The following is a 23,012-nucleotide window of genomic DNA, read 5'->3' as shown; positions in this document are numbered from 1 at the left end:
CGAACCCTGCCCACCCTACAAGGAATTTACATGCAAAGGCTCACCACCCGAAACGGCCTGGACCTGCCCGCGATCGGCCTGGGCACCTGGCCAATGACCGGCAGCGAGTGCACCCAGGCCGTGCGCCAGGCGCTTGAAGTGGGTTACCGGCACATCGACACCGCCACTGCCTATGACAACGAAGCCGCCGTCGGCCAGGCCCTGCGCGACAGCGATGTACCGCGCGAGCAGATTCACCTGACCACCAAAGTATGGTGGGATCGCCTGGCGCCCAAGGCCATGCGCCAGTCGCTGGAGGACAGCCTGCGCGCGCTGGGTACCGAGCAGGTCGACCTGTTCCACATCCACTGGCCCGGCCAGGACTGGGACCTGGCCCGCAGCATCGAAACCCTGGTGGCCCTGCGTGACGAGGGCAAGGCGCGCAGCATCGGCGTGGCCAACTTCCCGCTGGGGCTGCTGCGCCAGGTGGTGGAAACCCTGGGCGCACCATTGTCGGCGATCCAGGTGGAATACCACGTGCTGCTCGACCAGCAACCGCTGCTGGACTACGCCCGCCGCCACGACTTGCTGCTCACCGCCTACACCCCGCTGGCCCGTGGGCAGGCGGCGGCGCAGCCGGTGATCCAGGCGATTGCCCGCAAGCATGGCGTACTGCCCAGCCAGGTGGCGCTGAAGTGGTTGCTGGACCAGGACGGCGTGGCGGTGATCCCCAAGGCCGGCAGCCGCGAGAACCAGCTGGCCAACCTGGCGGCGTCGAACGTGCAACTGGATGACGAGGACCGCGCGGCGATCGCCGGGTTGCCGAAGGACCAGCGGGTGGTGAGCCCGGCGTTTGCGCCGGACTGGAACAGCTAAGCCTTGATCAAGCCTTGAAAGCTTGCACGGCCCATGTGGGAGCGGGTTCACCCGCGAACACCGGCGCAGCCGGTGCCAGCCACCGTGTCGCCTGCTTCGCGGGTGAACCCGCTCCCACAGGTACTGCGCCGGGCCGATCGGCTGTGGTGATTCTGCAGGCCCGCGCAAGGGCACTACGCCGGCGTCATGACCTGCTTCAACCGCTCGTTCGCCGGTGCCGGTCGCCCGTACAGGTAACCCTGGAAGTGCGAGCACCCCTCCGCCGCCAACCGGCGCATCTGCTCCTCCGACTCAACCCCCTCGGCCGTGGTCTTGATCATCAGGCTGTTGGACAGGTCAGTAATGGCGCGGATGATCGACATCGCCTCGCGGCTGTCGCACATGTCATGCACGAACGACTTGTCGATCTTGATCCGGTCGAACGGGAACGAACGCAAGTAGCCCAGCGAGGAATACCCGGTGCCGAAATCGTCCAGCGAAATGGACACGCCCAGGTCCTTCAGTGCACGCAGGGTGCGCACGTTCTCCTCGCTGTTGCCCAACAGCACCGACTCGGTGACCTCCAGCTCCAGCCGCTGCGGCGGCAGGCCTGAGTCGGCCAGCGCCAGGGCCACGGTGTGCACCAGGTTGGCATTCTTGAACTGCACCGCCGACAGGTTGACCGACACCGTCTGCTCACTGTCCCAGCTGGCCGCCTCCTGGCAGGCCAGGTTCAGCGCCCGGTTGCCCAGTTCGTGGATCAGCCCGGTTTCCTCGGCAATGGGGATGAAGTCCATGGGCATGACCATGCCGCGGGTCGGGTGCTCCCAGCGCAGCAACGCCTCATAGCCGGTAACGCTACTGGTCTGCTGGTCGACCACCGGCTGGTAGTGCAGCTGCAACTGGCCCAGGTGCAGCGCGGTACGCAGGTCGGTTTCCACCAGGCGGCGCTGGCGCGCGGCGACGTCCAGTTCGACGTTGAAGCACTCGTAGCGGTTGCGGCCGTTGCGCTTGGCCTCGTACAGCGCCATGTCGGCGTAGCCCAGCAGTTGCTCGGCCTGGTCGCTGTCATCAGGCGCAATGGCAATACCGATGCTCACCCCCACCGTGAACTGGTGCCCCTCGATCTGGAACGGTGGGCAGATCGCGTTGATCAGGCGCTGCGCAGTGTTGCATGCGGCCTCCCGGCCCTCCAGGCCGGTCAGCACCACGGCAAACTCGTCGCCGCCCAGGCGGGCCAGGGTGTCGTGTTCGCGCAGCTCGCGCCGCAGGCGCTTGCCCAGCGCGCGCAGCAGCTTGTCGCCAAAGGCGTGGCCCAGCGAATCGTTGATGTTCTTGAAGTTGTCCAGGTCCAGGCACAGGGCGGCGGTCAGCTTGGCGTGCTCGCTGTCACGCACCAGCGCCTGGCGCAGGCGTTCGTTGAACAGGGTGCGGTTGGGCAGCCCGGTCAGCGCATCGTGGTGCGCCATGTGGTGGATCTGCGCGTGGGCGGCCAGCTCTTCGGTGGCGTCTTCGGCAACGAACAGCACGTAGTCGGCCTGGCCTTCACGGTTCTGGCTGAGCAAGGTGCGGCTGCGCAGGGTGCGTGGGCCGCAGGCCGTGTCGACCCGGGTTTCGGCGGCATGGCCCTTGGTGCTGCGGGCGCCACGGGCCAGTTGCTGTTCCAGGTAACCGGCAACACCCGGTGCCAGGCATTCGCCGGGCAACTGCCCGGTCATGCTGCGCTGCGGCCCGCCGAACAGGCGTTCGGCCTGCTGGTTGGCCAGCAGGATGCGCTGGCTTTCCAGGTCCTGGACAATGACGCTGGCGGGGATGTTGGCAATCACCGAATCAAGGAACTGCGACAGTTTGGTCATTTCCTGGCTGTACTGCTCTGCCAGTTCCTTGGCCTGCAGCAGTTCCAGCTCTTGCCGGTGGTGCTCGGAAATGTCGCGGGTGACCTTGGCGAAGCCCACCAGTTGCCCGGCATCGTCGTACACCGCGTCGATCACCACATGGGCATGGAAGGTCGTGCCGTCCTTGCGCAGGCGCGAACCGGTCTCTTCGAAGCGCCCGGTGCTGCGCGCCTGCTCAAGGTTGAGCGCGGGCAGCCCGGCGGCGCGCTCGGCATCGGTGTAGAACAACGAGTAGTGCTGGCCGACGATTTCCTCGGCCAGGTAGCCCTTGGCGCGCTGGGCGCCGGGGTTCCAGTTGGCGACGATACCTTCGGGGGTGAGCAGGTAGAAGGCATAGTCCACCACACTCTGGATCAACAGCCGGTACATGATGTCGGGGCTTGCGACTAGCGACATGAACTTTACCTGGGCCTTCGAAAGGCGTGAAAAGGATTGGTGGCATTATGCCTCCGATGACGATTTTGTGAAGTAGCTCACAAAAAACCACGATCCCTTCAATTAGCGAACGAAGGCTGGCAACCCCTCAATGGCGGGCGCCCGTCACCAGGAAATTGAGCAAGCCCGGTTCGTCATCCAGGGCTATGGGCTGCGCCGGGCGCGACAGCTCGGCCAGCACGGCATTGCAGAAGGCCACGGCAGGCATGTCCTGTGCGTAACAGCGCATCAGCCAGTCGCCCTCGCTGCCCAGCAGTTGCAATGCCACCCCCCGGCCGATGCCCTGTCGGCGGTACTTTTTCAGGATGAACAGGTCGGCCAGTTCGAACGCGTTGATGCCCGGCAGCTCGCTGCGTTCGACCAGCACGAAACCGGCGATGAAACCATCTGCCAGCACCAGGTACGCGCCCCAGCCATCGGCCTGCCAGTAACGTTGCAGGTGCTCGTCATGGATATAGAAGCGGCCGTCCACTTCGACGTCTTCCTGCTCCCAGTCCGAGGACTCGTAGGCGTAGAACTGGTAGAGGTTGCGAATCAGCGGGGCCTGGTCGGCAGTGGTTGCCAGCAGTTCGATGGGCAGCATGGTGCGGGGGCTCGGGTAAAAAGACGGATTCTAGATCAACAGCCCCTGGCAGCAAAAAGCCCAGACCCTCCCCGCACGGAAAGGCCCAGGCAAAACCATCACAAGCACATCACTCATTGATTTAGCAGGCCCCTGTGGGAGCGGGTTCACCCGCGAACACCGGCACAGCCGGTGCCATACACCGTGTCGCATTCTTCGCGGGTAAACCCGCTCCCACAACGACCTCTACAACCGGAGCGATAACACCACTCAGGCCCCCTGCAACGCACGCGGGCGGTGGCTGCGCGCCTCGGCGTCCGGCGCCTTGGCCGCCTGCAGGTGGAAGTCGAACGCCAGCTCGGCAAAGCGTTCGCCCTCTACGCCGCGATCACGCGCTGCCGCCGCATCCTCGACAAAGCGCAGCTCGCCGACCAGCCCGTCACGGGTGGCATAGGCAAAGTCATCCCACAGGTACTTGTCGCCGGCCAGGTTTATCTGCGTGGTCAGGTGGCGGTGCCCCGGCGCCGAGATGAAGAAGTGCACGTGCGCCGGGCGCTGGCCGTGACGGCCAAGCAGGTCCAGGCATTCCTGGGTTGGCCCCTGCGGGTCGCAGCCGTACCCCGACGGCACGATGGAGCGCGCACGGTAGCGCCCTTCGGCATCGGTGATGATGCGCCGGCGCAGGTTGTATTCGGACTGGGTCGAGTCGAAGTACGAATAGGTGCCCTGGGTGTTGGCGTGCCACAGGTCAACGGTGGCGCCGGCCAACGGCTTGCCTTCGGTATCGAACACCTGGCCCTGGAGGAACATCACCACGCCCGGGTCGCTGCCGTCGTCCATGCGCGCTTCGCCCTGCGCCAGCGGCGCCCCCGCCACATACAGTGGGCCTTCGATGGTGCGCGGGGTGCCGCCAGTCAGGCCGGCCTCGGCGTCCTTGGCATCCTGCAGCAGGTCGAGGAAATGTTCGATGCCCAGCCCCGCCGCCAGCAGGCCGGCTTCGTTACGACCACCCAGGCGGTTGAGGTAGTCGACGGCATGCCAGAACTCGTCTTCGGTGATTTCCAGGTCTTCGACCAGCCGTGCAGTGTCCTGCAGCACACGCAGGATGATCTGCTTGAAGCGTGGGTTGCCTTCGGCATGGCCCAGGCCGGCCACTTCCTTGAAGAACGCCTGAACATCGGCAGTGTGGGAAATTTTCACAGTCATCGTGCTTGCCTCATATTGTTCTTGTCAGGTGGACAGGTGCGACTCAGCGGTCGTCGCTGTGAATCGACGAGGGGTGCCGGCACAGGCCGTCGACCTCGATGTCCATGTACGGGAACAGCGGCAGCTGCATCAGGGTGTCGTGCAGCGCCTCGACACTGGGCACGTCGAACACGCTGTAGTTGGCGTAGTGCCCGGCAATGCGCCACAAGTGGCGCCAGGTGCCTTCGCGCTGCAGGCGCTGGGCCAGTTCCTTTTCGTCGGCCTTGAGCCGGGCGGCCTTGGCCGGGTCCATGTCGACCGGCAGTTTCACGGTCATCTTCACGTGGAACAGCATGTTGTCTTCTCCTGTCTTGCAAATGTCTAAAGGCTTACGCGGCCCCTGTGGGAGCGGGTTTACCCGCGAACACGGGCGAAGCCCGTGCCATCCACCGCGTCGCCTGCTTCGCGGCTAAAGCCGCTCCCACAGGGTTCTGTGTGTGTTCGTTCAGCGGCGGGCGAAGCGCGCCAGGCGCTGTTCGTCCAGGGTCAGGCCCAGGCCTGGGGTACGTGGAATGTGCAGCTGGAAGTCGCGGTACTGCGGCGGCTCGTTGACGATTTCTTCGGTCAGCAGCAGCGGCCCGAACAGCTCGGTGCCCCAGGTGAGCTGGCGCAGGGTCAGGAAGGCGTGAGCCGAAGCCAGGGTGCCAATCGAGCCTTCGAGCATGGTCCCGCCATACAGGGCGATGCCGGCAGCCTCGGCGATTTGCGCGGTGCGCAGCACGGCGCGCGGGCCTCCGTTCTTGGCTATTTTCAGGGCGAAGATGCTGGCCGCGCCGTCGGCGGCCAGGCTGAAGGCGTCCTCGACGCTTTCGATCGACTCGTCGGCCATGATCGGCGCCGGGCTGCGCTGGTTCAGGCGCACCTGGCCGCTGCGGTTGATGCGCGAAATCGGTTGCTCGATCAGGTCGATGCCGTTGTCGCCAAGCACCTGGCAGGCACGGATGGCCTGGGATTCGTCCCAGTACTGGTTGACGTCGACCCGCACGCTGGCGCTGTCGCCCAGCTCGCGCTTGATCGCCACCACGTGCCTGAGGTCCTGGGCCAACGGGTTGGCGCCGATCTTCAGCTTGAACACCCGATGCCGGCGAATCTCCAGCATGTGCAGGGCTTCGGCGATGTCACGGGCGGTGTCGCCGCTGGCCAGGGTCCAGGCCACTTCCAGGCTGTCGCGCACGCGGCCACCCAGCAGTTCGCTGACCGGCAGGCCCAGGCGCTTGCCCTGGGCATCGAGCAAGGCGCTCTCGATACCCGACTTGGCAAAGGTGTTGCCCTTGGCCAGCTTGTCCAGCTTGAGCATGGCGGCGTTGATGTTGTCTGCCGGCAGGCCGATCAGCGCCGGCGCCAGGTGCGCATCGATGTTGGCCTTGATGCCCTCGGGGCTTTCGTAGCCATAGGCCAGGCCGCCGATGGTGGTGGCCTCGCCGATGCCTTCCACGCCATCACTGCAGCGAACACGCAATACCACCAGGGTCTGCTGCTGCATGGTGTGCATCGCCAGCTTGTGCGGGCGAATGGTCGGCAGGTCGACGATAATTGCCTCTATACGTTCAATCAGCGCGCTTGTCATTGTTGCCAGGTCCCGTTGTTTCGGGCTGCCAGCCGCAGGCCCGAGTGGTGCATTTACTTGCTTGTTCAAGGATTGCGCGAGACCCTGATAGCCGTCCAATATCGAATGAATCTCCCACCATACCCTGGAGGTCTGATGGAGCTGCGCCACCTGCGTTACTTCAAGGTCCTGGCCGAAACCCTGAACTTCACTCGCGCCGCCGAGCTGCTGCACATTGCCCAGCCACCGCTGAGCCGGCAGATCAGCCAACTCGAGGACCAGCTCGGTACCTTGCTGGTGGCGCGCGAGCGCCCGCTGCGGCTGACCGAGGCGGGCCGCTTCTTCTACGAGCAGAGCTGCACCGTGCTGCAGCAGCTGGAGAACATCAGCGACAATACCCGCCGCATCGGCCAGGGCCAGCGCCAGTGGCTGGGGATCGGCTTTGCCCCCTCGACCCTGTACAAGGTGCTGCCGGAGCTGATCCGCGAGCTGCGCCAGGACAGCGAGCTGGAGCTGGGCCTGAACGAGATGACCACGCTGCAGCAGGTGGAGGCGCTGAAAAGCGGGCGCATCGACATCGCCTTCGGGCGCATTCGCATCGATGACCCGGCCATTCACCAGCAAGTGCTGTGCGAGGACCCGCTGGTGGCTGTACTGCCCAAGGGCCACCCGCTGGCGAGCAGCCCGCTTACCCTTGCCCAGCTGGCTGACGAGGCGTTCATCCTCTACCCGGCCAACCCGCGGCCCAGCTATGCCGACCATGTGCTGGCACTGTTCGCCCACCACGGCATGAGCATCCGCGTCAGCCAGTGGGCCAACGAACTGCAGACCGCCATCGGCCTGGTGGCCGTCGGCGTAGGCGTGACCCTGGTGCCGGCGTCGGTGCAGCAGCAGCACCGCACCGATATCGAATATGTAAGCCTGCTCGACAGCGGCGCCGTCAGCCCGATCATCCTCAGCCGGCGCATGGGCGATGTGAGCCCGATCGTGCAGCGCTGCCTGGCATTGATTGCACAACAGGCCGAATGAGCGCGCGCTCCTGGAATCAACGGTCTGGCTAAACACCTGACCCTGTGGGAGCGGGTTCACCCGCGAACACGGGCGAAGCCCGTGCCATGCACCGAGTTGCATTCTTCGCGGGTAAACCCGCTCCCACAGGGTCCGCGTCTGTCTGTAGGCGCACTTTTGTGTCACACCCCGGCCCTCATCACCAACAGGAAAAACCAGCATGATTCACGGCAAGACACTGCAAGCATGGTGCAGCTCCCACCCCCTGATCGAAGACCTGGTGGCCCTGCGCGAAACCCGTTGGTTCAACCCGCACATTGCCCCTGCCGCCCAGGCTCTGGCCGATGTCGGCTTGAGCGCCGCCGATGTCAGTGCCGCCAGTGCCCGCCTGGCACGCTTTGCCCCCTACCTGGCCAGCGTGTTCCCGGATACCGCTGCCACCGGCGGCATCATCGAGTCGCCACTGCGCCCGCTGCCCACCCTGCACGACACCTTGCTGCAGGCAGCGGGCCTGCCAGCCAGCGGTTCACTCTGGCTCAAGGCCGACAGCGAGCTGCCGATCTCTGGTTCGATCAAGGCCCGCGGCGGTATTCATGAAGTGCTCAAGCATGCCGAAGACCTTGCCCTGGCAGCCGGCCTGATCCGCCTCGACAGCGATTACCGGGAACTGGCCAGCGACCAGGCCCGGCAATTCTTCAGCCAGTACAAGGTTGCGGTCGGCTCGACCGGCAACCTCGGCCTGTCGATCGGCATCATGAGCGCCAGGCTGGGCTTTCAGGCCACCGTGCACATGTCGGCCGATGCCCGCCAATGGAAGAAGGACAAACTGCGCGCCCATGGCGTGAAGGTCGTCGAGTACGAAAGCGACTACAGCGTGGCGGTGGAGCAAGGGCGCCAGCAGGCGGCGGCGGACCCGAGCTGCTACTTCGTCGACGACGAGAACTCGCCACACCTGTTCCTCGGCTATGCCGTGGCGGCCGAGCGGCTGGCCGTCCAGTTCGAGGCCGCGGGTATCAAGGTGGATGCCGAGCACCCGCTGTTCGTCTACCTGCCCTGCGGGGTCGGCGGCGGCCCGGGTGGCGTGGCGTTCGGCCTGAAGCTGATCTGGGGCGACCATGTGCACTGCATCTTCGCCGAGCCCACCCACTCGCCCTGCATGTTCCTGGGGGTGTATAGCGGTTTGCATGACGCCACCAGCGTGCAGGATTTTGGCATCGACAACCTGACCGCCGCCGACGGCCTGGCGGTGGGCCGCCCTTCCGGCTTTGTCGGCAAGGCGATGCAGCGTTTGCTCGATGGTTATTACACGGTCAGCGACGAGGCGCTGTACCGGCTGTTGGTGCTGGCCCATGACCAGGAGAACGCGCGGCTGGAGCCTTCGGCGCTGGCGGGGATGCCGGGCATGCTCAAGGTGCTTGAATCGCCTGAGTACCTGGCGCGGATGGGCCTGTCGGCTGGGCGCATGGAGCGGGCCACGCACCTGGTGTGGGGGACCGGTGGCAGCATGGTGCCGGAGGCAGAGTTTGCGGCCTATCTGGCCAAAGGGAGAGGCTGAGGATTCGTCTCTGCTTTGATGCTTGTGGGAGCGGCCTTGCGTCGCGAAAGGGCCGCACAGCGGCCCCGGCAATCCATGCGACACCGCTGAAATCCTGGGGCTGCTGTGCAGCCCTTTCGCGACGCAAGGCCGCTCCCACAAAAAAGCAGGGGCATACCGGGCAGGATTCGAGTTCGACCTAACCCGGCAGGCTATAACGCTCGGCAAAGTACTGCCGGAAGAAGTCCACCGCCACCCGCACCTTGGCCGAGCTGGCCAGCGGCGTGGTGTACACCGCCCAGATATCCGCCGGCTGGTGATAGTCCTCCAGCACCTGCACCAGGCGCCCGTCCTGCAGGCTGTCGTGCACATCCCACCAGGACCGCAGCAATATCCCGCGCCCGTCCAGGCACCACTGGTGAGCCACTTCGCCATGGTTGCTTGACAAACTGCCGGTCACCCGCACCCCCTCCTCACCCTCCGGGCCCATCAGCTGCCACACGCCAAACGGGTGGTCGCGCTCCTTGATCACCAGGCAGTCATGGCTGGCCAGGTCGCCCAGCACCTTGGGCGTGCCGCGCCGGGCCAGGTACGCCGGCGCGGCGCACAACACCCGGCGGTTGCGCGCCAGCGGCTTGGCAATCAGGTTGGGGGCGATAGCGTTGCCCACGCGGATATCCAGGTCGACGCCTTCGGCGATCAGGTCCACCAGGCGGTCATGCACGTCCAGGCGAATGTCCAGCCGCGGGTAGCGTTCGGCCAGCTCCGACAAGGCCGGCGCCACGAAGCGCCGGCCCAGGCCCAGGCTGCTGGCGATGCGCAGTTGCCCGGCCGGCTCGCGGTGCTGGGCGCTGATGTCATCACCCATGCGCTGCACCGCATCGAAAATCTGCAACGCCCACTGGTACACCCGCTCGCCCTCCTCGCTCACCGTCACCCGCCGGGTGGTGCGGTGCAACAGGCGTACTTCCAGGGTTTGCTCGAGCATGCGAATGCGCTTGCTGATGTACGCCGCCGACATGCCCAGCTCATCGGCCACGGCCGCGAAGCTGGCGCGCCTGGCCACTTGCAGGAAGATGTTGAGGTCGTCGAGGTTGGGCAGATTATTCACGTAGCGTGTTCCAAGAATCCATGAATGGCTAGATTATCTCCGGATCAAGCCCTTATAGCATGGCCAGCACCTGTTCCCTAGACAACGAGTGCACCCCATGAGCAAGACATTCAGAATCGCGGCAATCCCCGGCGATGGCATCGGCAACGAAGTACTGCCTGAAGGCATTCGCGTGGTCGAGGCCGCTGCGCGCAAGCACGGCCTGGACATCAGCTTCGAGTTCTTCGAATGGGCCAGTTGCGATTACTACCTGGCCCACGGCAAGATGATGCCGGACGACTGGTTCGAACAGCTCAAGGGTTTCGACGCCCTGTACTTCGGCGCAGTGGGCTGGCCTGACAAGGTACCGGACCACATCTCCCTGTGGGGTTCACTGCTCAAGTTCCGCCGCGACTTCGACCAGTACGTGAACATCCGCCCGGTGCGCCTGTTCCCCGGCGTACCTTGCCCACTGGCTGGCCGTGAGCCAGGTGACATCGACTTCGTGGTCATTCGCGAGAACACCGAGGGCGAGTACTCGTCGCTGGGCGGGCGCATGTTCGAAGGCACCGAGAACGAGTTCGTGCTGCAGGAGTCGGTGTTCACCCGCCGCGGCGTCGACCGTATCCTCAAGTACGCCTTCGATGTGGCCCAGACCCGCCAGCGCAAGCATGTCACCTCGGCCACCAAGTCCAACGGCATGGCCGTGAGCATGCCGTACTGGGACGAGCGCACGGCGGCGATGGCTGCCAATTATCCGGAAATCAGCTGGGACAAGCAGCACATCGATATCCTCTGCGCGCGCTTCGTGCTGCAACCGGACCGCTTCGACGTGGTGGTGGCCTCGAACCTGTTCGGCGACATCCTCTCCGACCTCGGCCCGGCCTGCGCCGGCACCATCGGCATCGCGCCATCGGCCAACCTCAACCCCGAGCGCAAGTTCCCGTCGCTGTTCGAACCGGTGCACGGTTCGGCGCCGGACATCTACGGCAAGAACATCGCCAACCCGATCGCGATGATCTGGTCCGGTGCGCTGATGCTCGACTTCCTCGGCAACGACGGCGCCGACCCGCGCTATCGCGCCGCCCACGACGACATCCTCAAGGCCATCGAGCAGGTCATCGCCGCCGGTGACGTGACCCGCGACATGGGCGGGCAGCAATCCACCCAGCAAGTGGGCCAGGCAATTACCGCGCTGGTCGAGGCCTGATCCACCAGTGGCTGGAATCTGATGATCGACCTTCTGCCACTTGCAGCGGCGCGGAGACTGCACGCCGATATTTGGTAACAAAGACCAAGTGGACATGCTGCACGAAGCTGCAGTATCTACCACATCTCATATCGTTTAATGCGTGTTTTGCTTTATATGCTGCAACTCCAAGCCTTCAAGTACCTACTGATGCCAACCGGCGAACAGCAGCGTCAAATGCGCCGTTTCGCCGGCTCGTGCCGGTTCGTGTTTAACCAGGCGCTGGCGTTGCAGCAAGCCAACCGCGACGCAGGCGGCGCGTACATCGGCTATGTAGCGATGGCTAAACACCTGACCGCGTGGCGTAACAGCAGCGCAACGGCCTGGCTGAAGGAGGCCCCCGTCCATCCGCTGCAACACGCCCTCAAAGACCTCGATAAAGCCTACAAGCACTTTTTCGAGAAGCGTGCCGATTTCCCACAATTCAAGCATAAGGCCCGCAGCAACAGTTTCCGTTACCCCGATCCCAAACAGATCAAACTTGATCAGGCCAACGGCCGCGTCTTCCTGCCCAAGCTTGGTTGGCTGCGCTACCGCAACAGCCGCAAGGTGTTGGGCGACCTACGCAACGTCACCGTAAGTTTGAGCGGCGGTCGGTGGTTTGTCGCCATCCAGACCCGTCGCGAGGTACAAACACCAGTACCGCTGGGTGGGATGGTCGGCATCGATATGGGAATCGCTCGATTCGCTACATTGAGTGATGGTAGCCACATCGAGCCACTCAACAGCTTCAAGCGGCACGAAAGGGCCCTGCGCAAAGCGCAGCAGGCCATGAGTCGCAAGACAAGATTCAGCCGCAACTGGACGCGTGCAAAAGCTCGCGTCCAGCGCCTGCATGTGCGCATATGCAACGTGCGCCTCGACTACTTGCACAAGACCTCGACCAACATCAGCAAAAACCACGCGATGGTATGTATCGAAGACTTGCAGGTGCGCAACATGAGCACCTCGGCGTCAGGTTCAGCCGAACATCCGGGCAAAAATGTCCGGGCCAAGTCCGGTCTGAACAAGGCCATCCTCGACCAGGGCTGGTATGAGTTCCGCCGCCAACTGGACTACAAGCTGGCATGGAAGGGAGGCTGGCTGATTGCCGTGCCAGCTCGCCACACCAGCCAAACCTGCCCACACTGCACACATGTCTCCAGGGCTAACCGACAGAGCCAAACCCGCTTCAGCTGTGTCGAGTGCGGCTTTAGCGAACACGCGGATCGGGTCGGCGCGATAAACATCCTTGCTCGCGGGATGCAAAACCTGCGAGACGAAGGGCAGGACACGGCAGATGCTTCTGTCGGGCGGGAAACCGCAGCCCGGATCGCCTGTGAAGTGAGCGGTACTACAAGACCGCCAGCAGCAGGAACCCACCGAGGTGAATTGGTCCGTCAGGGCTGATCACGGTAGGGATTCCAGGCCTGAAAGGGCGGGAAGGATGTCAAGTGTTCCTGATTACCGTGATCGTAGCCCCTCGTCAGTGCTGTACCGCACCTGGCCGGGCGCTTCGTCAGCGACACCCCGGCCAACTGGAAGTCGATCGTCGACAACTACCTGGAGTGCTACCACTGCGCCCCTGCCCACCCGGGCTTCTCCGACTCGGTGGACGTTGGCCAGTACAGCCACAGCCTGCACGGCAACTGGACCCTGCAATACGGCCTGGCCAAGCCTTCGGAGCAGTCGTTCAAGTTCGACGAGAATGTGAAAGACCCATCGTTCGCCGGTTTCTGGGCCTGGCCTTGCACCATGTTCAACGTGCCGCCAGGAGCCAACTTCATGACCGTGATCTACGAGTTCCCGGTCGATGCCGAAACCACCCTGCAGCACTACGACATCTACTTCCTCAACAAGGACATCAGCGAGGAGCAGCAGAAGCTGATCGACTGGTACCGCGAAGTGTTCCGCCCGGAAGACCTGCGCCTGGTCGAAAGCGTGCAGAAGGGCCTGAAGTCCCGTGGCTACCGTGGCCAGGGCCGGATCATGGCCGACCGCGAGCGCAGCGGCATGAGCGAACACGGCATTGCCCACTTCCACAACCTGATCGCCGTGGCCCACCTCGACGATTGATGGCAACCGCTCCACGTTTTTTGCACGTAAAGGTGCGCGGCAGGGCCTGCCGCGCACCCAGGCAGTCGAGGTGAACCATGGCCAACACATATGAAATGTTCAGCGTGCACGTTACCGCAGTGGAACAAGCCACGCCGCTGATCAAGCGCTTTACCCTGGCCCGCGAAGACGGCGCGGCGATGCCCGCCTTCACCGGTGGCAGCCACGTCATCGTACAGATGCACGGCACCGACGGCAGCCAGTTCAGCAACGCCTACTCGTTGATGAGCGACCCGCGCGACACCCGCAGCTACCAGATTGGCGTGCGCCTGGAGGAGCAGTCCAAGGGCGGCTCGGCGTTCATGCACCAGCAGGTGGAAGTGGGCACCCGCCTGACCATTTCCTCGCCCAACAACCTGTTCGCGCTGGACCCGACCGCCGGCCGCCATGTGCTGATTGCCGGCGGCATCGGCATTACCCCGTTCCTGGCGCAACTGCATGAACTGGAAGGCGCCGGTGCCGACTACGAACTGCACTATGCCTTCCGCGCGCCGGAGCACGGGGCGTTCCAGGACCAGCTGGCCAACGGGCCGCACGCCGCCAACACCCGTTTCTACATCGACAGCCTCGACCGCAAGCTCGACCTGGCCGCCCTGTGCGCGGGCCTGGACGAGCAGGCGCACCTGTACGTGTGCGGCCCCAAACCACTGATCGACGCGGTCATCGCCTGCGCCGCCCAGGCCGGCATTGCCGAGCACCGCGTGCATTGGGAACAGTTTGCCGCCACTCCGGTCAACGGCAGTGCCTTTACCGTGGTGCTGGCGCAGTCGGGTGTGGAGGTGCAGGTGGAAGAAGGCATGACCATCCTGCAGGCCATCGAGAAGTCCAAAGCCGCCAAGGTCGAGTGCCTGTGCCGCGAAGGCGTGTGCGGCACCTGCGAGACGGCCATCCTCGAGGGTGAAGCCGAGCATTACGACCAGTACCTGAGCGACGAAGAAAAGGCTGCCCAGCAGAGCATCATGCTGTGCGTCTCGCGTGCTCGTACTGCCCGCTTGGTGCTCGACTTGTAACAACCGCCCGGCTGATGCTGCCTGTACTGGCCTCATCGCCGGCAAGCCGGCTCCCACAGGTACTGCACATGGCTTGAAGGCGATGCGGTCGATGTGGGAGCCGGCTTGCCGGCGATGAGGCCAGTACAGGCAACACAAGGTCGAGAGAGAGGACCACTGATCCGTCAACCAAAAGTTGACAGCTTGGGTATACTGGCAGGCTCTTGGCCCAGATCAGGACACCCTGCCGATGTTGGAAACAGCTTCGCCTTCCGCCTCAAGGAACTGCTCGAGCATCACAAGCTGACCCTGCAAGCCGTGGGCACGGCCTTGGGCATTTCGCGCACCGCGGTGCACAAGTGGACCCGTGGCGGCGAGATCGACTACGACAACCTGCGCAAGCTGGCCGACTTTCTCAAGGTCAACTGGATCTGGCTGCGCTATGGCGACGAGGCGCTGCAGAACATCCAGCAACCACAGGTGGTCGAGCTGCCGATGACCGACCTGCGCCGGCGCCTGACGGCCGAGATCATGGAAAGCGAAACGCGCATGAAACTGGCCCAGGAAGGCGCACGCATCGTCACCTGGGAATGGAACCTGATCAGCGACGAGGTCACCTACTCGCCCAATGTCGAGCAGGTGTATGGCTGGCCGGTGCACCACAACGAAGACTTCTGGAAACACCTGCCGGGCGAAGACGTGCAGCACATGCAGGCGATGTATGCCGAGGCAGTGGCCAAGGGCAGCGGCTGCGAGTGCGACTTCCGCATCACCCGCCCCGACGGTGAAGTACGCTGGATCTCCTCCCGCGCCACGGTGGTACGCGACAGCGCCGGGCGATCGGTGAAGATGGTCGGCATCAGCATGGACAACACCGAGCGCCAGATGGCCCAGCAGGCCTTGAGCCAGAGCGAGGAACGCTTTCGCACGATCTTCGAGCTGGCCTGGGGCGCCCTCGCCTACATCGACCCCGACGGCACCTGGCAACGGGTCAACAACAGCCTGTGCGAGCTGCTGGGCTACCGTGCCGAGGAGCTGTACGGCATGACCTTCCAGCAGATCACCCACGCCGATGACCTGGCGCAGAACCTGCAATTGCTGCAGCGCATGCTGGCCGGCGAAACCGAGCGTTATGAGGTGGAAAAACGCGTACGCCACAAGAACGGCGAGTACATCTGGGTACGCGCCCGCACCTCGCTGCAACGTCGCGACAATGGCGAGCCCGAGCACCTGATCAGCGTGTTCGAAGACATCAGCGCCGAGCGCCAGGAGCATGAACGGCTGCAGGCGCATATTGCCGCGCTGGAGGCCCGCCTGGCTGCTTCGTGACAAGGCTTACCCGAAAACCCAGGTCTGTCGCGATCCGTGTGGGAGCGGGTTCACCCGCGAACACGGGCGAAGCCCGTGCCATCCACCGCGGTGCCTGCTTCGCGGGTGAACCCGCTCCCACAGGGACCGCGCCAGCTTTCAGATTTGAGTAAGGCAGTTGCTCCTTTGCTGCCAGGCCGGCAGGTGATCGCCGCGCAGCCAGTCGATAAACCGCGCAAACAACTCCGACTGCGAGTTGATCTCCAGCTTCAGGTACAGATTCTTGCGGTGCATGCGCACGGTTTCCGGCGAGATGCCCAGCTCCAGCGCGGTGGACTTTACCGAATGCCCACGCAAGATCATGTGCGCCACCTCCCGCTCACGGTCGGTCAGCACCTGGCAGCCAAAACTGTCGAACGCCGCCTGCAGGCTGCCACGCTCCGCCGATGCGGGGCCGGGCTCCAGATGGTGCCGGGCGTAGCGCCCCAGCAGCTCGCGTACCATCGGTTCCAGCGCACGCAGCAGGTCGATCTGCCCGGCGCTCAGCCGCGTGCCGCTGCAGCCCTGGAACAGGCTCAGCGACAACTTGCGGCCAGCGCTGAGGTCGACGATGTAGTAGCTGTCTTCACTGCAGCCGGTCCCCAGGTAATAGGCCTTGTAGTAGTCGCTGTCGAAGAAATTGTCCGGGGCGATTTCCTGCAGGTGGTAGAAGCCCTCGGCCAGGCCGCTCTGCACGGCCAGGCAGAACGGGTCGAGCAGGTAGCCGGCAGTGAAGTAGCGCTCCAGCACGGCGGCGCGGTGCAGGTCGGGGATGCCTTGCTGGTACAGCAGTTGCGGTGCCCGCCCCTGGCACTCGAGGCTGATCATCATCGATTCCACCTGCACCAGCTGGCCGATGGCGGCCGCCACATGCGCCAGCGCCTCGGGCGTTTCGCTGTGGGCCAGTGCGCGCTGCAGCGCCGCATGCCATTGCTGCAACGCGCCCAGTGAAAGGGTAAGCGGGGTGTCGGGAGAGGCCTGGGTCATGCCCGGCAGTCTAGCCTGCCAGGCACGCCCGCGCACAGCCCTTTGCGCCAGGTTCATCGGCCCTGGTACAGGCCAAGCGCCGTGAGTTCGCGCGCGGTTTCGATGATGCACTGGCGCAGGGTTTCGACGATCTCGTCCACCTGCGCATGGGTGACGATCAACGGCGGCGACATCACGTTCAGGTGCATGATCGGCCGCACCAGCAGCCCTTTGGCCTGGGCCTTGCTGTGGATGCGTTCGCCGATGTTCACCTCGTCGGCGAATAGCGCCTTGCTGGCCTTGTCGGCAACGAACTCGACACAGGCCATCAGCTTCATGCAGCGCACATCCCCCACCAGCGGCAGCTCGCGCAGGCTTTGCAGGCGCTGCTCCAGGTAGCCGCCAACGTCCTTGACGTGCGCCAGCAGATGCTCGCGCTCGATGATCTCGATGTTTTTCAGCGCCGCGGTGCAGCACACCGGGTGGCCGCTGTAGGTGAAGCCGTGGGTGAAGCAGCGGCCCTTGCCCGGCTCGGCGATCACCTGCCAGATGCGCTCGGAGAAGATGCACGCCCCCAGCGGCAGGTAGGCCGAGGTCAGGCCCTTGGCGGTAGTGATGATGTCGGGGGTGACGCCGAACAGTTCCTCGCTGGCGAAGAAGGTGCCCAGGCGCCCGAACGAGGTCACCACTTCGTCGGCGACGAACAGGATGTCGTAGGTCTGGCACAGCTGCCACATGCGCTGGAAGTAGCCCTTGGGCGGAATGATCACGCCGCCCGAGCCCATGATCGGCTCGGCGAAGAACGCCGCCACGTTGTCGGCCCCCAGCGAGAGAATCTTGTCCTCGAACTCGGCCACCAGGAAGTCGAGGAACTCGGCCTCGTCCATGTCGTGCGGGGCGCGGTACGGGTTGGGGTTGGACACGTGGTGGATCAGGTCGTGGTGATAATCGAACTCCGGCACCCGGTCAGCGGCCTTGTTCCCGATCGACATGGTCAGGGTGGTGGAGCCATGGTAGGCGTTGTAGCGGGCGATGATGTGCTTCTTGTGCGGCTTGCCACGGCAGTTCTGGTAGTACTGGATCAGCCGGTAGGCAGTATCGACCGCGGTCGAGCCGCCGGTGGTGAGGAACACATGGTTCAGGTCACCCGGCGCCAGCTGCGCAAGCTTCTGGCACAGCTCGATGGCCACATCGTTGGCCATGTCGGAGAACGGGTTGGAATAGGCCAGCTGGCGTACCTGGTCGGCGATGGCCAGGGCCATTTCCTCGCGGCCCAGGCCAATGTTGGTGCACCACATGCCGCCGACGGCATCGAGGAAGCGGTTGCCGTGGGTATCGCGGATGTAGGCGCCCTCGCCGGCAACGATGTTCAGCGCGCCTTGCTCGCGGTGCTCGTCGAACACGTGGTAGCCGTGCATGTAGTGGGCCTTGTCGGCTTCCACCAGCGGGTCGTGGGCAATGGCGAATGCTTTGCTTGGGGTGGCCATGGGCAGCTCCTTGGCAGTGATCGTTGGGCAGTGTTCAGAAACCGGTCTTGACTGTGCTCCAGACCCGGGTGATGGCGCGCATGTCCTTCGGGCTCTGGGTTTTCTGCGCGAACAGGCGCTCGCGGGTTTGCGCGTCGGGGTAGATGGCCGGGTCCTGGCGGATCTCGTCGCGCACCAGCGCGGTGGCGGCGGCGTTGCTGTTGGCGTAGTGGATGTAGTCGGTGACCTTGGCCATGGTCTGCGGCTGCAGCAGGAACTCGATGAAGCGGTGGGCGTTGGCCGCGTGCGGTGCATCCTTGGGGATGTACAGGTTGTCGAACCAGATCAGCGAGCCTTCCTGGGGGATGAAGAACGACAGCTTGATGTCCTTCTTCGCTTCCACCGCGCGGGCCTGGGCGGTGGCGTAGTCGCCGGACCAGGTCAGGGCCAGGCAGACATCGCCGTTGGGCAGGCTGGTGAGGTAATTGACCGAGTCGAACTTGCGAATGTATGGACGAATGCCCAGCAGCAGTTGTTCGGCCGCCTTGAGGTCGGCCGGCGATGCGCTGCGTGGGTCCTTGCCCAGGTACTGCAGGGCAAGCGGGATGACTTCGGTCGGCGCGTCCATCAGGGTGACGCCACAGTCGGCGAAGCGCGAGACGATCCTGGGGTCGAACAGCATGGCCAGCGAGCCGATGGGGGCATCGGGCATGCGCGCGGTGATCTTGTCGACGTTGTAGGTTATCCCCGAGCTGCCCCAGGTGTAGGGCGCCGAGTATTTCAGGCCGGGGTCGTAGCCTTGCAGGTTGTTCATCACCTGCGGGTCGAGGTTGTGCCAGCTGGGCAGTTGCTGCTTGTCCAGTGCCTGGAACACCCCGGCGCTGATCAGCGGGGGGACCAGGGAAGCGTTGAGCATGACCAGGTCGTAGCCGGAGCGGCCGGTGAGCAGTTTGGTCTGTACCGTTTCGTAGCCGTCGAAGGTGTCGTAGATGACCTTGATGCCGGTGGCCTTCTCGAAGTCGGCCAGGGTGGTTTCGCCGATGTAGTCGGTCCAGTTGTACAACCGCAACGTGTTACCGCTGTCCACCTCTGCCGCCTGGGCCAGGCTGGCGCCAGACGCCAGCAGCAGACCGCCAATCACCTTCAGTACCTTGCGCATGGCAACTCCATCGTGTGAGTGCTCGGGATCGAGCCGATGGGGGCACTATCGAGGGATTTGCCGAAGGGGGACATACCCCGAATGTGTGGGTGGTCGTTTTTTGGCAGGTGAATTTTGTATGAAGGCCACAGGCCCAATCGCCGGCAAGCCAGCTCCCACAAGTCCTCCACAGTCCTGAAGCCCTGTGATTTCCCTGTGGGAGCTGGCTTGCCGGCGATTGGGCCAGAACAGTCAATCACGCCAGCGGGTAAAGCGCCTCATCAAACTGCTCAAGGCGCGGGAACACCAGTGGCTGGTCGTCCGAGAGTTGCTCCAGGCGCTGCCGGTACTGCTGCAAAAACGCCTGCCGCGCCTCGTCACTGATGTACGGCACATGCCAGGCCACGAACGGCGGCAGTACCTCGAACCCCACGTAGGCCAGCGTGCCGCGCAAGATCGGCCGCAGCATGTCTTCCAGCGGCCCATGAATCGCCCCGTCGCCAAACATGTGCTCGCGCCCGCCCAGGGTCACGGTCACCAGCGCTTTCTTGCCCGCCAACCCGCCCTGGTCGTAGAAGCGCTTGCCGCCATAGCACACCCCCGACACCAGCACCCGGTCGATCCAGCCCTTGAGCATGGCCGGCGCCGAGAACCAGAAGATCGGGAAGTTCAGCACCAGCAAGTCGGCCCACAGCAGCTTGTCCAGCTCCTGCTGGATATCCGCGGCAATGGCGCCACGCTTCACCCCCTGGCGCTGCTCCAGGGCATACACCAGGTACTCGGGGTTCTCGCGCTGGCTGAAGTCATCGGCACTGGCCACCGGGTTCCAGCCCATGGCGTACAGGTCGCTGACCTGCACCTGGTGGCCCTGGGCGCGGAAGGTTTCCACGGCCTGGCCACGCAGTGCAGCAGTGAACGATTGCGGCTCGGGGTGAGCGTGGACGATCAGTACATTCACAAACATTCTCCTCACACAAAACAGGTTGTCTTCCAGCTGTGGCTCAGCACTGCACCGCTTTCACCTCGACGAACTCCGCCAGGCCCTCCTCGCCCCACTCGCGCCCGTTGCCCGACTGCTTGTAGCCACCAAACGGTGCCTGGTAGTTGAACCCGCCACCGTTGATGAAGCACTGCCCGGCGCGTATCTGCCGCGCCAGGGCCAGGCCGTGCTCGCGGCTACCGGCCCACACCGCGCTGGACAGGCCGAACGGTGAATCGTTGGCCAGGGCCAGCGCCTGGGCCTCGTCGACATAGGGGATCAGGCACAGCACCGGGCCGAAGATTTCCTCCTGGGCGATGCGCATGCGGTTGTCGACATCGGCGAACAACGTCGGCGCCACGTAGAAGCCGCGCTCGAAGCCGGCCGGCGTATCACCGCCGCACAGCAGGCGCGCGCCCTCTTCCTGCCCCAGGCGAATGTAGTCGAGCACGGTGCGCCGCTGGCCTGCCGAACACATCGGCCCGAGGAAGCTGGCCGGGTCACGCGGGTCGCCCATGACCAGCGCACGGGTCTCGGCCTCGGCAATCTCCAGCGCCTCGGCGTAGCGGCTGGCCGGCAGCAGCATGCGGGTCAGGGCCGTACAGGTCTGCCCCGAGTTGATCATCACGTCCTGCACGCCATGGCGCACCGCCGCGTGCAGGTCGGCGTCGGCGGTGATCAGCAGCGGCGACTTGCCGCCCAGCTCCAGGCACACCCGCTTGACCGTCGGCGCGGCCGCCTGGGCCACGCGCACCCCGGCGCCGGTGGAGCCGGTGAACGACACCATGTCCACCTGCGGGTGCCGGGCCAGTGCCTCGCCAACCTTGGCCCCCGGCCCGCTGACGAGGTTGAACACCCCGGCCGGCAGGCCGATGGCCTCGATCATCTCGGCCAGCAGGAACGCGTGCAGCGGTGTTTCCTGGCTGGGCTTGACCACCACCGTGCAGCCGGCGGCCAGGGCCGGCGCCAGCTTGCCGATCATCTGGTGCAGCGGGTAGTTCCACGGGTTGATGAACGCGCACACGCCAACGGCCTCGCGGTACACCAGCGAGTTGCCGACTTCGCGCACCTCATCCATCAGCCCGGCCAGTTCGGCGTACTGCTCCAGCCCGGCAATCGGGCCCTCGATCTGTACCGCCTGGCACCACTGCACCGGCATGCCCAGTTCATCGGTGATGAGCGAGGCCATTTCCGCGGCGCGGCTCTTCAGCTGTGCGGCCAGCGCCGTTATGTACCCGGCGCGTACGCTGGACGGTGTGCGCGACCAGCCATCGAAGGCCCGCCGCGCAGCCATCACCGCCCGTTCGACATCGGCCTCGGCGCCCAGCGGCACGCGGCCGATGGCCTGTTCGGTGGCCGGGTCGATCACCTCGGCCATGCCCTGCCCGCTCGGTACCTGCCAGGCACCATCGATGTACAGCCGCGCATACTCACGCATGGCCGTAGTCCCGTTTCAGTTCGTCGGCACAGCAGGCGATGCGCCGGCAGGCATCGATCAGCGCCGCATTGCCCAGCACCAGGCCCAGGCGGATATGCCCGGCAGCGCTGGGGCCGAACGCTTCGCCGGCAAGCACCGACACGCCCTGGCTGTCCAACAGGTAGTCGGCAAAGGTCTGGGCAGATACGCCGGTCTCGCGGATATCGACCATCACGAACATACCGCCATCGGGCTTGAGCACCTTGATGCCCGGGCAGTCGGCCAACTGCTCGCACACCAGGTCGCGACGCTGGCGATAGGCTTCGCGCATGACATCCAGTTCCGGGAGTTGCTGCTCCAGCGCCACCACGGCGGCGTCCTGGATGAAGTCCGGCGAGCCGTACAGCATGCACAGGGCGAGGTTTTCCAGGTGGGTGGCAAGCTCGGTCGAACCGACCACCCAGCCCATCCGCCAACCGGTCATGGCATGCGACTTCGACAGGCTGTTGAGGGTGGCGGTGCGCTCGGCCATGCCCGGCAGGCTGCCAGGGCTGACATGCTCGCCGTCGTACAACAGCTCGCTGTACACCTCGTCAGAGATCAACCACAGATCGTGGGCGATGCACAGCTCGGCCAGCGCTTCCCAGGTGGCGCGCGGCAGGCTCGCCCCCGAAGGGTTGTGCGGGCTGTTCAGGGCCAGGGCGCGGGTGCGCGGGGTGATGCGCGCGGCCACGTCACGCGGGCACACGCGAAAGCCGTTCTCCGGCTTGACCGGCACCGGCACCACCTTGGCGCCACAGGCCCCGAACACCGCCTCATAGGTCACGTACATGGGCTCGGCGACAATCACCTCGTCACCCGGGTCGAGCACGCACTGGGCCACGCAGTACAGCGCGCACTGGGCCCCCGCCAGCACCGTCACCTGGTCGGCATCGACGGCCTGGCCGCTGCGCTGCTGGTGGCGGTTGGCGATGGCCTGGCGCAGCGCCAGCTTGCCGCGCACATCGGCGTAATGGGTGTGGCCCGCCCGCAGGCTGTCGATGGCCGCCTCGACGATCGGCGCGGGGGTGTCGAAGTCCGGGTCACCCACCGACAGCAGCAGGATATCCTTGCCCTCGGCCTGCAGCGCCAGGGCGCGGTAGTGGATGTCCCAGGCCGCGGCCCCGTCGCCGGCGATGCGTTGAGTGAGCTTGGCGTAGCGCATGGCAATCTCCCTTC

19 protein-coding genes and 1 pseudogene are annotated in these 23,012 nt (G+C 64.8%); 8 read left to right on the top strand and 12 right to left on the bottom strand.

Going from position 1 to position 23,012, the window contains the following annotated elements:
* Positions 1-30: 30 nt before the first annotated feature.
* A complete protein-coding gene (locus ABX298_RS21595; protein ID WP_367393615.1) occupies positions 31-855 on the top strand; it encodes an aldo/keto reductase in 825 nt (274 codons plus the stop codon).
* Positions 856-1,028: 173 nt separating this feature from the next.
* Here the strand turns inward: ABX298_RS21595 and ABX298_RS21590 are convergent, their stop codons facing one another.
* The 5 genes from ABX298_RS21590 to ABX298_RS21570 all read right to left on the bottom strand — a co-directional run bounded on the left by ABX298_RS21590 (position 1,029) and on the right by ABX298_RS21570 (position 6,538).
* A complete protein-coding gene (locus ABX298_RS21590) occupies positions 1,029-3,125 on the bottom strand; it encodes a bifunctional diguanylate cyclase/phosphodiesterase (RefSeq protein ID WP_286101721.1) in 2,097 nt (698 codons plus the stop codon).
* Positions 3,126-3,252: 127 nt separating this feature from the next.
* Positions 3,253-3,747: a GNAT family N-acetyltransferase gene (locus tag ABX298_RS21585; protein ID WP_367393614.1), complete on the bottom strand. Its 495-nt coding sequence runs from the start codon at positions 3,745-3,747 to the stop codon at positions 3,253-3,255.
* Positions 3,748-3,996: 249 nt separating this feature from the next.
* Entirely contained in the window at positions 3,997-4,932 is a 936-nt protein-coding gene (gene catA, locus ABX298_RS21580; protein ID WP_025338762.1) for a catechol 1,2-dioxygenase, read from the bottom strand.
* Positions 4,933-4,975: 43 nt separating this feature from the next.
* Positions 4,976-5,266, bottom strand: a complete 291-nt coding sequence (gene catC / locus ABX298_RS21575; protein ID WP_013973066.1) for a muconolactone Delta-isomerase — start codon at positions 5,264-5,266, stop codon at positions 4,976-4,978.
* A 150-nt stretch (positions 5,267-5,416) separates the two neighbouring features.
* On the bottom strand, positions 5,417-6,538 hold the full coding sequence (locus tag ABX298_RS21570) for a muconate cycloisomerase family protein (RefSeq protein WP_075044940.1): 1,122 nt from the start codon (positions 6,536-6,538) through the stop codon (positions 5,417-5,419).
* A 135-nt stretch (positions 6,539-6,673) separates the two neighbouring features.
* Here ABX298_RS21570 and catR point away from each other — a divergent pair, with 135 nt between their 5' ends.
* Both catR and ABX298_RS21560 read left to right on the top strand, forming a co-directional pair.
* Positions 6,674-7,546 carry an HTH-type transcriptional regulator CatR gene (catR, locus tag ABX298_RS21565; protein WP_367393613.1) on the top strand — a complete coding sequence of 291 codons (873 nt, stop codon included), beginning with the start codon at positions 6,674-6,676 and terminating at the stop codon, positions 7,544-7,546.
* 199 nt (positions 7,547-7,745) lie between these two features.
* Entirely contained in the window at positions 7,746-9,080 is a 1,335-nt protein-coding gene (locus ABX298_RS21560) for a D-serine ammonia-lyase (protein ID WP_317409129.1), read from the top strand.
* Between the two features lie 178 nt (positions 9,081-9,258).
* Here the strand turns inward: ABX298_RS21560 and ABX298_RS21555 are convergent, their stop codons facing one another.
* On the bottom strand, positions 9,259-10,170 hold the full coding sequence (locus tag ABX298_RS21555; RefSeq protein ID WP_075044938.1) for a LysR substrate-binding domain-containing protein: 912 nt from the start codon (positions 10,168-10,170) through the stop codon (positions 9,259-9,261).
* A 97-nt stretch (positions 10,171-10,267) separates the two neighbouring features.
* On the opposite strand from ABX298_RS21555, the gene ABX298_RS21550 reads away from it, so the two are divergent.
* The 5 genes and pseudogenes from ABX298_RS21550 (at position 10,268) to ABX298_RS21530 (ending at position 15,810) form a co-directional block, all read left to right on the top strand.
* Positions 10,268-11,359: a tartrate dehydrogenase gene (locus ABX298_RS21550; protein ID WP_025338756.1), complete on the top strand. Its 1,092-nt coding sequence runs from the start codon at positions 10,268-10,270 to the stop codon at positions 11,357-11,359.
* A 156-nt stretch (positions 11,360-11,515) separates the two neighbouring features.
* Positions 11,516-12,787, top strand: a complete 1,272-nt coding sequence (locus tag ABX298_RS21545) for an RNA-guided endonuclease TnpB family protein (protein ID WP_075044937.1) — start codon at positions 11,516-11,518, stop codon at positions 12,785-12,787.
* A gap of 11 nt (positions 12,788-12,798) precedes the next feature.
* A pseudogene (locus ABX298_RS21540) lies at positions 12,799-13,453 on the top strand (RHO alpha subunit C-terminal catalytic domain-containing protein); the annotation flags it as partial.
* Between the two features lie 77 nt (positions 13,454-13,530).
* Positions 13,531-14,502 carry a PDR/VanB family oxidoreductase gene (locus tag ABX298_RS21535; protein WP_075044936.1) on the top strand — a complete coding sequence of 324 codons (972 nt, stop codon included), beginning with the start codon at positions 13,531-13,533 and terminating at the stop codon, positions 14,500-14,502.
* Between the two features lie 183 nt (positions 14,503-14,685).
* Positions 14,686-15,810: a helix-turn-helix transcriptional regulator gene (locus ABX298_RS21530; RefSeq protein WP_237140984.1), complete on the top strand. Its 1,125-nt coding sequence runs from the start codon at positions 14,686-14,688 to the stop codon at positions 15,808-15,810.
* A 138-nt stretch (positions 15,811-15,948) separates the two neighbouring features.
* Here the strand turns inward: ABX298_RS21530 and ABX298_RS21525 are convergent, their stop codons facing one another.
* From ABX298_RS21525 to ABX298_RS21500, 6 genes are all read right to left on the bottom strand, one after another.
* Positions 15,949-16,815: a LuxR C-terminal-related transcriptional regulator gene (locus tag ABX298_RS21525; protein WP_237140983.1), complete on the bottom strand. Its 867-nt coding sequence runs from the start codon at positions 16,813-16,815 to the stop codon at positions 15,949-15,951.
* Between the two features lie 53 nt (positions 16,816-16,868).
* Entirely contained in the window at positions 16,869-18,281 is a 1,413-nt protein-coding gene (locus tag ABX298_RS21520; protein WP_317409126.1) for an aminotransferase, read from the bottom strand.
* A gap of 34 nt (positions 18,282-18,315) precedes the next feature.
* Positions 18,316-19,419, bottom strand: coding sequence for a polyamine ABC transporter substrate-binding protein (locus ABX298_RS21515; protein WP_367393612.1), 1,104 nt, complete (start codon positions 19,417-19,419; stop codon positions 18,316-18,318).
* Between the two features lie 235 nt (positions 19,420-19,654).
* On the bottom strand, positions 19,655-20,356 hold the full coding sequence (locus ABX298_RS21510) for an NAD(P)H-dependent oxidoreductase (RefSeq protein WP_317409125.1): 702 nt from the start codon (positions 20,354-20,356) through the stop codon (positions 19,655-19,657).
* A 43-nt stretch (positions 20,357-20,399) separates the two neighbouring features.
* A complete protein-coding gene (locus tag ABX298_RS21505; RefSeq protein ID WP_317409124.1) occupies positions 20,400-21,815 on the bottom strand; it encodes an aldehyde dehydrogenase family protein in 1,416 nt (471 codons plus the stop codon).
* On the bottom strand, positions 21,808-22,998 hold the full coding sequence (locus tag ABX298_RS21500) for a pyridoxal phosphate-dependent aminotransferase (protein ID WP_367393611.1): 1,191 nt from the start codon (positions 22,996-22,998) through the stop codon (positions 21,808-21,810). The genes ABX298_RS21505 and ABX298_RS21500 overlap by 8 nt, the downstream gene beginning before the upstream one ends.
* Positions 22,999-23,012: the final 14 nt, after the last annotated feature.

It is taken from the genome of Pseudomonas sp. X4 (genome assembly GCF_040784925.1).
Classification (GTDB): Bacteria; Pseudomonadota; Gammaproteobacteria; order Pseudomonadales; family Pseudomonadaceae; genus Aquipseudomonas; species Aquipseudomonas putida_Z.
The sequence above is the reverse complement of the archived record's forward strand: the minus strand, read 5'-3'. Positions and strand labels throughout refer to the sequence as shown.